Genomic DNA, 9,913 nt, shown 5'->3' on the forward strand with positions numbered 1-9,913 from the left:
GGGAGTCACGCCGTGGACCCGGTGATCATCGTCGGCGCCGGCCCGGTCGGGCTCGCGCTCGCCCTGGCGCTCGGCGCCCGGGAGGTCCCGTCGGTCGTCCTCGACGAGGGCGACGGACGGGACGAGCACCGCCCGGCCCGAACGGCGGTACTGCGCCCCGACACGGTGGCGTTCGTGGAGGGACTCGGCTGCGCGTCGGCCGTGCGGGACGCAGGGGCCCGCTGGTCGGGCTGGCGGTCGCTGCGGCGCAGGCAACCGGTGCGCCGGGAGCCGTTCGCGGCAGCGGGCGCGCCGGCCTCCCATGACGGCGTGCCGGCCGGTGGCTACCGGACCGCCGGGGAACCGGCCGTACCGGGCGCCGGCCACCCGGAGTCTCCGCTGCACATCGCGCAGCACCTGCTCACCGGGGCCCTGCGCCAGGCGATCGCGTCCCTTCCCGCCGGTGCGTTCGTGCGGGTCGTCACCGGCAGCCGGCTCGATGCCCTCGAACAGGACGCCCACGGAGTCACCGCGCACGTGCGCGGCGCCCGGACCGGCCGGTGGCGCGGTGCGTATCTGGTGGGGTGCGACGGCGCCCGGTCGACAGTGCGGAAACTGCTAGAGGTCCGCTTCCCGGGGCGCACGGCGGTGGAACGCCACGCCGTGGCGGTGCTCCGCACCGAACTCCCCTGGCCCGGCGAGAGCGTGCTGCACCGACAGCCCCCGTGGCGCGGTGTCGGCGAGGAGGTGACGGCCCGCCCGTTGCCGGACGACGTCTGGCGGTTGGACTGGCTGCTGCCACCGCACGGGGAGCTCGTCACCCCGGACGCCCTGGTGTGGCGGATCAGGGAGACCCTGTCCGGCTGGTGCGGGGGCCCGGCACCCGCGTACGACCTGCTCGACACGGGTGTCCACACCGTGCACCACCGGCTCGCCCGCCGCTGGCGCGTCGAGCGCGTGTTCCTCGCCGGGGACGCCGCGCACCTGGTGGGCGCCGTGGGGGCGCAGGGGCTCGACGAGGGGCTGCGGGACGTGCGGAACCTGGCGTGGAAACTGGTGCAGGTCTGGCACGGAGGCCCGTCGGACGTGCTCCTGGACAGCTACCAGGCGGAGCGGCGCACCGCAGTGGCCGCCCGGCTGCGCGCCGCGGACCAGGCCCTTCCCGTGCTGCGCGGCGGTGGCGGGCTGCGGGGCGCCCTGCGGACGGGGCTGGGGGGCGGCCATGAGGGCCTGCTGGCCGGCGGGCACCTGGGGCGGGGCCCGCTCGGGGCGCCCCCCGCGTATCCGCTGTCGCCGCTCGCGCCGGCCCCCGACGAGGCGCACGTGGACGTGGGGACGCCCCCGGGCGCACTGGTCGCGGACGTGCCGGTCACCTCACCGGACGGTACGGCGGGGCGGCTGCACGACCGGTTGGGCGGGGACCTGCTGGTGGTGCTGGTCGCGCCCGGTACGGGAGTGTGGGACCGGCGGCACTGGGTCAGGGCCGGTGTGATGCCCCGCCTGGCGGAGGCGGTGCGCACCCTGCCGATGCGCGCCGAACTGCTGGTCACGGAGGCGTACCCCGGGGCGGCGGCCCACGCGGTGCTGCTGGTGCGGCCTGACGGGCATCTGGCGGCCGCACTGGGCGGCGTGCGGGCGTCGGCGCTGCATGCCGCGGCTGCGGCGGTGTGCGGCGGCGCGCCGGATGGTGCCCCGCACCCGGGCCGCCCGGACACCGACGCGCCGGGCGCCCCGGATGCGTGCGGCGGGAAGCCGGAGGGCGCGGGGCAGCGGGGCACGGGTTCGCGGGGTGCGGGCCGGCAGGGCGCGGCATCGGAGGGCACGGGTCCGCGGGTCGGGGAGGTGGGAGGCGCCAGCCCTGGGGGCACCGCCGCCCCAAGGGGTACGGGGCCGGTCACCGCGGGCGCCGCGACCACCGGCACGGCGGGCACCGCCTCGGTGGACACCGCCTCGGTGGATGCCGGCACGGCGGGCCCCGGTCCGGTGGCTGCCGGTTCGGTGGATGCCGCGCGGTGAGAACCGGTGGGGCGGTGGGTGTCGCCCCGAAGGGAGCGGGCACGGTGGGCGCGGTCTCGTAAGCGTCTGCTCGGAGGGACGGATACCGCCGTCACCGGCCCGGTGGGCGGCGCGGCAGCGCGCCTGGGCCTCGGGTGACAGGGCTACCGGTGCCGTGGCCACCGGCGGTGGAACCACCGGTTTCAGCAGCAACCGCTGCCGTGGCCGTCGCCGCTGGGAAGCCCAGCGGCGGCCCGGGGGCGGCGGCGACCAGCGGGAGTGCAAGCGCGGCGGCGGTCTGCACCGGCACGACGGCAGCCGACTACACAGGCCTCCACCAGGCGGTGCTACCGGACTGAGGGGAGGCGACGTTGCCTGGCGGTGGCCGCTGCCGGTGCTGCGCGGTACGGAACGACCCCGTGGTGGGGCTGCGGGCGGGCCCCCTGGCCGTCACTCCTGGGGGACCGCCCGGTCAGAAGGGATCGGCGTGTAGGTCGTCGACCTCCTCGCCTTCCTCCTCCAGGGCCTGCCTGACCACCCGCAGGGCCAGCCCCTCGGGGTAGCCCTTGCGGGCGAGCATGCCGGCGAGGCGGCGGAGTCGGCGGTCCCGTTCCAGCCCCCGGGTGGAGCGGAGCTTGCGCTCCACCAGGGCGCGGGCGGTGGCTTCCTCCTGCTCGGGGTCCAGCTGACCCACGGCTTCGTCGATGAGTGCCGAGTCGACGCCCTTGGTGCGCAGCTCCCGGGCCAGGGCGCGGCGGGCCAGACCGCGGCCGTGGTGCCGGGACTCGACCCAGGCCCCGGCGAAGGCCGCGTCATCGATGAGGCCGACGTCCTCGAAGCGGGAGAGGACGTCCTCAGCGACTTCGTCGGAGATGCCTCGCTGGTGCAGGGCGTCCGCGAGCTGCTTGCGGGTGCGGGGCATCCCGGTGAGCAGGCGCAGGCAGACGGCCCGCGCCCGCTCGGCCGGGTCCTGGGGCGGCGGCTCCTTGCCGGCCCTCGACGGGTCGGAGCCGCCGCCCGGCCATTCGCTGCGCCGGGCCACGGGCTAGCCCTTGGCCGCAGCGGCCTTGGTGGCCTTGGCGGCCTTGACGGCGGGCGCCGGGACCGCCTTCGCAGCGTCGGTGCCCGCTGCGGGGGCCGGGGCCGTGCCCGTCGTGTCCGTGCCGGGCTCGGCCGCGGGAGCATCGGGTCGGACGCCCACGCCCAGCTTCTCCTTGATCTTCTTCTCGATCTCGTTGGCGAGGTCGGGGTTGTCCTTGAGGAAGTTGCGGGCGTTCTCCTTGCCCTGGCCGAGCTGGTCGCCCTCGTACGTGTACCAGGCCCCGGCCTTGCGGATGAAGCCGTGCTCCACGCCCATGTCGATGAGACCGCCCTCACGGCTGATGCCCTCGCCGTAGAGGATGTCGAACTCGGCCTGCTTGAAGGGCGGCGCGACCTTGTTCTTGACCACCTTGCAGCGGGTGCGGTTGCCGACCGCCTCCGTGCCGTCCTTGAGGGTCTCGATACGGCGGATGTCGATCCGGACCGAGGCGTAGAACTTCAGTGCGCGGCCACCGGTCGTGGTCTCCGGCGAGCCGAACATGACGCCGATCTTCTCGCGGAGCTGGTTGATGAAGATCGCCGTGGTCTTGGACTGGTTCAGGGCGCTGGTGATCTTCCGGAGGGCCTGGCTCATGAGCCGGGCCTGGAGGCCGACGTGCGAGTCGCCCATCTCGCCCTCGATCTCGGCCTTGGGCACGAGCGCGGCGACCGAGTCGATGACGATCAGGTCGAGGGCACCGGAGCGAACGAGCATGTCGACGATCTCCAGGGCCTGCTCGCCGTTGTCCGGCTGGGACAGGATCAGGTTGTCGACGTCGACGCCGAGCTTCCGGGCGTACTCGGGGTCGAGGGCGTGCTCGGCGTCCACGAACGCGACCTGACCGCCGGCCTTCTGCGCGTTGGCCACGGCGTGCAGGGTGAGAGTCGTCTTACCCGAGGACTCGGGGCCGTAGATCTCCACGACGCGGCCGCGCGGCAGACCACCTACGCCGAGGGCGACGTCGAGGGCCGTCGAACCGGTCGGGATGATCTCGATGGGCTCCTTCGACCGCTCGCCCATGCGCATCACGGCGCCCTTGCCGAATTGCCGTTCAATCTGTGCGAGCGCGGCGTCGAGCGCCTTCTCGCGGTCGCTTGCTGCCATGGGTTCCACCCGGGTTGCTTGAGTCGATCGCTTCACGTCAAAGACGCTAACCCCTACCACTGACAATGCGCCTCGACGTGCCTCCGACCTGTGGATAACTCCGGAGCGTCACGACCCGTCACGGGTGCCGCAGGGCCGCTTCGATGGCCCGGAGCCCAGGCCATCCACCCCATAAGAATGGATGTTCGATTTTAGTGTCAAGCGAGGCACGCGGGGGCGACGCCCGGCATGCCGCCCGGCTTCGGAGGCCGCGCGGCGCGCCCCGCACCGACCGCTACCGGGGGCCGGGAGGGCCGGTGCCCCACCGGCAGGACCGCTCGTGGCTTCCCGGTCGCAGCCGGCCTCGTGGGCCGGGCCGGCGGAGTCACCCCCCGCCGCCGCGCCCGCGGTCCGGCGTCGGAGCGGGGCCGCCCTCCGCGGCCGTGCCGGTGCCCGCGGCGCCGACCGCACCGGGCCGGGCTGCGGAGTCCCCGGAGGGGCCGCGGTCCTCCGGGGCAAGAGCGGCGGCGTTCGCCCGCAGGGCGCGCTGGAGGCGGGCCAGCACCATCTCTCCGTTCCTCCGGTGGCCGTGCACCCGCGGATCCTCCGTCACGTCGTACCGCTTCACGTACGCCCCGAGGAAGGCCTGCAGCGTGGCGACCGCCGGGATGGCGATCAACGCCCCCACGGCGCCGAGCAGCGCAGTACCGGCGACGACCGAGCCGAAGGCGACGGCGGGGTGGATGTCCACCGTCTTAGCGGTGAGCTTCGGCTGCAGGACGTAGTTCTCGAACTGCTGGTACACGACGACGAAGCCCAGGACCCACAGGGCGTACCAGGGGTTGACGGTGAACGCGAGCAGCATGGGCAGCGCACCGGCCATGTACGTGCCGATGGTCGGGATGAACTGGGACACCAGTCCCACCCAGACCGCCAGGGCCGGGGCGTACGGCACGTCGAGGAACTGGAGCAGCACGTAGTGCGCGACGCCGGAGATCAGCGCCATGAGGCCGCGGGAGTACAGGTAGCCGCCCGTCTTGTCGACGGCGATCTCCCAGGCCCGCAGTACCTCGGCCTGCCGGTGCGGCGGGAGGACGGAGCAGAGGGCGCGGCGCAGCCGGGGCCCGTCGGCCGCGAAGTAGAACGAGAACAGGAAGATCGTCAGAAGGCGGAAGAGCCCGCCGAGGACCGTGGCGGAGACGTCCAGGACGCCGCTCGCGCTGTTCTCGACGTAGCTGCGCAGGGTGTCCGAGCGCAGCAGCCCCTTCTGGACCTCGACCCTGGACAGCTCCGTGCTGAACGTGTGGTTGATCCAGGCGATGAGGGAGTCGATGTACTTGGGGAACTCCTCGACCATGTCGACGATCTGGGTCGCGAGCATGGACCCGAGCAGCACGACGAAGCCGACGCTGCTGATGAGCACGACCAGGAAGACCAGGAAGGTGGCCAGCCCCCTGCGCATCCCGCGGGCGGCCATCCACCCGACCGCCGGCTCGACGGCCAGGGCCAGGAAGAAGGCGATCAGAATGTTGATCAGCAGCCCGATGAGCTGGTGGAAGGCCCAGCTCCCGAGTTGGAAGCAGGCGTAGAGCGTCAGCGCGAGGATCATGGCCCGCGGCAGCCACCGCGGCATGCGCGCGGGCACCCCGGCGCCCGCGGCCGCTGTCCCGCCGGTGGTCCCGGAGGCCGCGGGTAGCGGTGGTGCCGGGGACGACGGGGCGGCCGCGGCCCGTCCTGCCGGGGGCTCCACCGCCGGGCCGGCGCCGGCCCCGCGCGGCGGTTCCGTGAGGGGCGCCGGGTCGGTCCTGGCCGCCGGAACGGTCGGCCCCGCACCGCCCTCGGTGGCCGGCTCCGCCGTGGACGACGCGGTGCTCCGCTCACCGGGGTGCCCGGCGCCCGAGGCGCCGGTCTGCTCGGTGCGGGGCCCTTCCGTCGGCTCGGTGCGGGGATCGCTCCCCGGCCCGGGGTCGTCGGGTACGTCGGCGGAAGCCGCCGGTCCGGGTCGGCCCTGCCGATCCCGGACCGCCTGCCCGGACGCGGCCGCGGTCGGCACGGGTGCGGGCTGCGGGACGGCCGGGGTGCCGGACGCCGCACCGCCCACCGGCGCGCCACTGGTCGGCTCGCCGGTCGTTCCGGGGTCTTCGGTGGTCGTCTTCGGGGTCTCGTCAGTCGGGGCCACGAGCCAAGTGTGGCGTACGTCCGTGACAACCCCTCCCCTGGCGCCGTCGGGGACGGTGCCAGCGCCGGGCGACGCCGCCGGCGGCCACATCCAACAGGTCGGCGCTTCACCCGGTGGGCGCTGCACGGGGCAGGTGCCGGCCCCTAGGGAAGCAGCGCGCCGCGCCGGAACCCGACCTCATGCGCGGACGCCGTACCGCCGCCTGCGGTCGCCGCGGTCACCCACGGGACACCGTCAGCGCTTGTCGGCGGGTACGTCGACGGCCGCGCACACGGCCCGCCACACGTCCTTGGCCTCCCAGCCGGCCTCCAGCGCCCCGTACACGGTCCGACCCCCCAGTTCGGACATCACGTGGTCGCGGGCGAAGCTCTCCGCGTACACCGCACCGAAGTGCTCCGCCATCCGCTCCCAGAAAGTCGTCAACCGCATGGCCCCAGTATCCCGCTCCCGAGGGTGCAGCCGGGCCCCTCCGGCCTGCCGAAAGGCCTTTCCGCCCTACGGTCGGCGCATGGGTCCGCACATGGCTGGAACTCCTCACATCGCCACGACTCCCCTCGCACGCGCCGAGCAGTTCGTCTGGCTGTCGGCGCGCGTCCTCGAACAGCGGAGGTTCGCCTACCACTTCCTGGACGGTGAAGCCGACGCCGTGGAGGCCGCCCTCACCGCGTACGCCAACGGGGACGGCGGCTACGGGCACGCCCTGGAACCGGACGTGCGGGGGCCCGCGAGCCAGCCCCTGCACACCGCACACGCGCTGCGCGTCCTGGACTCGATCGGCCGCTGCGACGGGACGCGGGCGGAGCGCGTCTGCCGCTACCTGACGGGGGTCTCCACCCGGGACGGCGCCCTGCCTCCGGTCCGCCCCTCCGCCCGCGGCTACCCGGTGGCACCGTTCGTGCCGGTCGTCGACGATCCGCGGAGCGACCTGCGGGCGACCGGGCCCGTGGTGGGGCTGCTGCACCGCAACCGGGTGTGGCACGCCTGGCTGTTCCGTGCCACCGACTTCTGCTGGGCGGCCGTGGACGCGATCACCCAGGGGGTGCGGCCCCCGCAGCCGTACGAGATCGAGGCCGCTGTCGCGTTCCTGGACGGCGTGCCCGACCGGGCGCGGGCCGAAGCGGCCGCGGACCGGCTGGGCCGCCTCGTGCGGGAGCGGCGCCTGGTGCTGCTGGAACCGGGGAAGGCGGCGCGGCAGCCGGCGGCGCCCGGCGGCCGCCCGGGTGAGCACCACTTCGCGTACGACTACGCGCGCGTGCCGGACTCGCTGGCCCGCCGGTGGTTCACGGACGAGGAGATGGGGCGGGCCCTGGACCACCTGGCTGCGGCACAGCAGGGGGACGGCGGCTGGCCGGTCACCTCGCGCCGGTGGGCGCCCGGTCCGGCCCTGGAGGCCCGCCCGCTCGTGACGCTGGAGGCGCTGCGCACCCTGCGAGCCCACGGCCGGCCCCTGCGCTGACCGGGCTCCCCCGCCCCCGGGCGCGCGGTCAACCGCCGAGCGCGCGGACCCCTGCCGTCACCGCCACCGCGACGGCCACCACCACGAGGAACGGAGCCCTCAGCAGCAGCGCCACCGCCGCCGCCCCCAGCCCGGCGGCGCGCGCGTCGACGGTCAGGGTGCCGCCGGCGCTGAAGGTCTGCTGGGCGATCAGTGCGGCCAGCAGGGCGACGGGAAGCAGCGCGGCGAGCCGCTGCACCAGGGGCCGCTCCAGGACCTGGGCCGGCACGAGGAGGCCGCCGAGCTTGAGCAGGTAGCAACCGGCGGCCGTGAGGCCGACGGCCAGCCAGATCGACGTCGTCGCGGTCATCGGCCGCCGCCCTTCCCGATCCGGCGGCCCCGGGCCCAGAGCACGGCGGGCGCGGCGAGGGCCGCGGCGAGCACCGGCACACCCGCGGGGAGCACCGGCAGCAGGCCGAGGCCGACCACCACGGCGAGACCCGCCACGGCGCGCTCGGTCGCGGTGCGGAGCATCGGGGCGAGCAGAGCCAGGAACGCCGCCGGTCCCGCGGCGTCCAGGCCCCACGCGTCGGTGTCCCCGAGTGCCTCCGCCCCGAGGCCGCCGAGCAGGGTGGTGAGGTTCCACAGGACGTACAGGGTGAGGCCCGTCACGGTGAAGCCGAGACGGGCGGTGCGCCGGTCCGGCTGCGCCAGGGCGACCGCGGTCGTCTCGTCGATGACCCAGTGCGCGGCGACGGGGCGGACGGCACGGGGCAGGGCGAGGAGCTGGGAGAGGCGCAGCCCGTAGAAGGCGTTGCGGGTGCCGAGGAAGAAGGCGCCCGCCGCGGCGGTGAACGGGTTGCCTCCCGCGGCGAGTGCGCCGACGAGCGCGAACTGCGAGGCGCCCGTGAAGACGAGGAGGCTGAGCAGGCACGTCTGGAGGAGGTCCAGCCCCGCGCCGACCGAGGTCACGCCGAACGCGAAGCCGGAGAGGCCCACGGCCACGCCCACGCCGAGGGAGTCCCGGATGACGGCCGCGTCGGGCCGGCTCGCGGCAGTGGTGCCGGGCGGGACGCTCCCCGCCTGCCCCGGGGCCCCCGGGGACGCGTCGCCCGCCGCGGGCGGGGTGGGCTCGCCGGAGGTGCGGCGCCGTGCGGGCGCGGCCGGCCGCAGGTCCCGGGACGTGTCTGGTGGTGCTGTCTGTTCTGCCACGCCGGGGACGCTACGGCCGGCGCGCGTCCCCGGTCTTGTACGTTCTTGCGCGCTCCTTCCGGTACGCACCGGGCGGAACACCCACGATCCGGGCGAAGTGCCGGGTGAGGTGCGGCTGATCGGTGAAGCCCACGGTGACGGCGGCTTCTGCAGGGGCCGTCCCGGTGTCGAGGAGGCGGCGGGCGGCGCGTACGCGTGCGTCGGTCAGCCATGTGTGGGGCGGCATCCCGTAGGCGGCCTTGAAGGCACGCAGCAGCGCGAAGGGGCTGGTCCCCAGCTCGTGGGCGAGCCGCTCCAGGGACGGCGGGTCGGCCATGCGCTCCAGGAGGACGTCCCGCGCGGCGGCGGCCACACGGGCTCCGGCGGCCGACGGGGCGCGGGCCGGCCGGGTCTGACCGTGCCGCCGCAGGAGCCGCGCGACGACGATGCGCAGCAGGCTGTCGGCGGCCAGGGCGTTGCCCTCCTCCGCCGCACGGTGGACGGCGCGCACCAGGCGGGCGCTGTCCTCGTCGGCGACGATCGTCTCCTTGAAGCCGACCGTGCCGCGCAGCGTGGTCTCTTCCTGCGCGATGCCGGCGACGAGCTCGCTGGAGGGGTAGAGCGTGGCGTAGGCCCAGCCTTCAGGGACCCCGGCATGGGCGGAGTGCGGGACCTCCGGGTTGATCATGACGACGGTGCCCGGGTGCGCCTGGACGGTGCCGTGCGGCAGGACCACGTCCTCGATGCCGCGGCGGACCGCGCCGAGGACGAAGCCTTCGTGGGCGTGGCGGGTGAAGGAGTGGCGTATGTAGCGGGCGCGCAGCAGGTCGAGGCCGGGCACACCGGGGTAGTGCCAGTGGCGTGCCCACTCCGCGGTGTCCGCGGCGGCCTTCGGCGGCTCGTCCGCGGAGGCTGCGCCCTGCACCGCCGCAGCGGACCGCGTCCGCACCTCCGCCGGGGCCGCGGCCCG

9 protein-coding genes are annotated in these 9,913 nt (G+C 75.2%); 2 read left to right on the forward strand and 7 right to left on the reverse strand.

Annotated elements, in window-relative coordinates; translation table 11 throughout:
* Window positions 1–12 precede the first annotated feature (12 nt).
* Window positions 13–1,995 carry an FAD-dependent monooxygenase gene (locus BJP40_RS12970; protein ID WP_079171130.1) on the forward strand — a complete coding sequence of 661 codons (1,983 nt, stop codon included), beginning with the start codon at window positions 13–15 and terminating at the stop codon, window positions 1,993–1,995.
* A 451-nt stretch (window positions 1,996–2,446) separates the two neighbouring features.
* Here the strand turns inward: BJP40_RS12970 and recX are convergent, their stop codons facing one another.
* The 4 genes from recX to BJP40_RS12990 all read right to left on the reverse strand — a co-directional run bounded on the left by recX (window position 2,447) and on the right by BJP40_RS12990 (window position 6,746).
* Window positions 2,447–3,016, reverse strand: coding sequence for a recombination regulator RecX (recX, locus tag BJP40_RS12975; protein WP_071280494.1), 570 nt, complete (start codon window positions 3,014–3,016; stop codon window positions 2,447–2,449).
* A gap of 3 nt (window positions 3,017–3,019) precedes the next feature.
* The gene (recA, locus tag BJP40_RS12980; protein ID WP_071280495.1) at window positions 3,020–4,159 is read right to left on the reverse strand and encodes a recombinase RecA; all 1,140 of its coding nucleotides are present in this window, start codon (window positions 4,157–4,159) and stop codon (window positions 3,020–3,022) included.
* A gap of 364 nt (window positions 4,160–4,523) precedes the next feature.
* Window positions 4,524–5,771 (reverse strand): AI-2E family transporter, encoded by a 1,248-nt coding sequence (locus BJP40_RS12985; protein ID WP_107416766.1) that lies wholly within the window; start codon window positions 5,769–5,771, stop codon window positions 4,524–4,526.
* A 780-nt stretch (window positions 5,772–6,551) separates the two neighbouring features.
* Window positions 6,552–6,746 carry a DUF3046 domain-containing protein gene (locus BJP40_RS12990; RefSeq protein WP_071280496.1) on the reverse strand — a complete coding sequence of 65 codons (195 nt, stop codon included), beginning with the start codon at window positions 6,744–6,746 and terminating at the stop codon, window positions 6,552–6,554.
* A 91-nt stretch (window positions 6,747–6,837) separates the two neighbouring features.
* On the opposite strand from BJP40_RS12990, the gene BJP40_RS12995 reads away from it, so the two are divergent.
* Window positions 6,838–7,773 carry a hypothetical protein gene (locus tag BJP40_RS12995; protein ID WP_071280514.1) on the forward strand — a complete coding sequence of 312 codons (936 nt, stop codon included), beginning with the start codon at window positions 6,838–6,840 and terminating at the stop codon, window positions 7,771–7,773.
* A 28-nt stretch (window positions 7,774–7,801) separates the two neighbouring features.
* Here the strand turns inward: BJP40_RS12995 and BJP40_RS13000 are convergent, their stop codons facing one another.
* The 3 genes from BJP40_RS13000 to BJP40_RS13010 are packed head-to-tail and all read right to left on the reverse strand — an operon-like array spanning window position 7,802 to window position 9,868.
* A complete protein-coding gene (locus tag BJP40_RS13000) occupies window positions 7,802–8,122 on the reverse strand; it encodes an AzlD domain-containing protein (protein ID WP_071271834.1) in 321 nt (106 codons plus the stop codon).
* Window positions 8,119–8,964: an AzlC family ABC transporter permease gene (locus tag BJP40_RS13005; protein WP_071280497.1), complete on the reverse strand. Its 846-nt coding sequence runs from the start codon at window positions 8,962–8,964 to the stop codon at window positions 8,119–8,121. The genes BJP40_RS13000 and BJP40_RS13005 overlap by 4 nt, the downstream gene beginning before the upstream one ends.
* Before the next feature lie 10 nt (window positions 8,965–8,974).
* Window positions 8,975–9,868 (reverse strand): AraC family transcriptional regulator, encoded by an 894-nt coding sequence (locus BJP40_RS13010; protein WP_071280515.1) that lies wholly within the window; start codon window positions 9,866–9,868, stop codon window positions 8,975–8,977.
* Window positions 9,869–9,913 lie beyond the last annotated feature (45 nt).

Origin of the sequence: Streptomyces sp. CC53 (assembly GCF_001865245.1) — a bacterium.
Classification (GTDB): Bacteria; Actinomycetota; Actinomycetes; order Streptomycetales; family Streptomycetaceae; genus Streptomyces.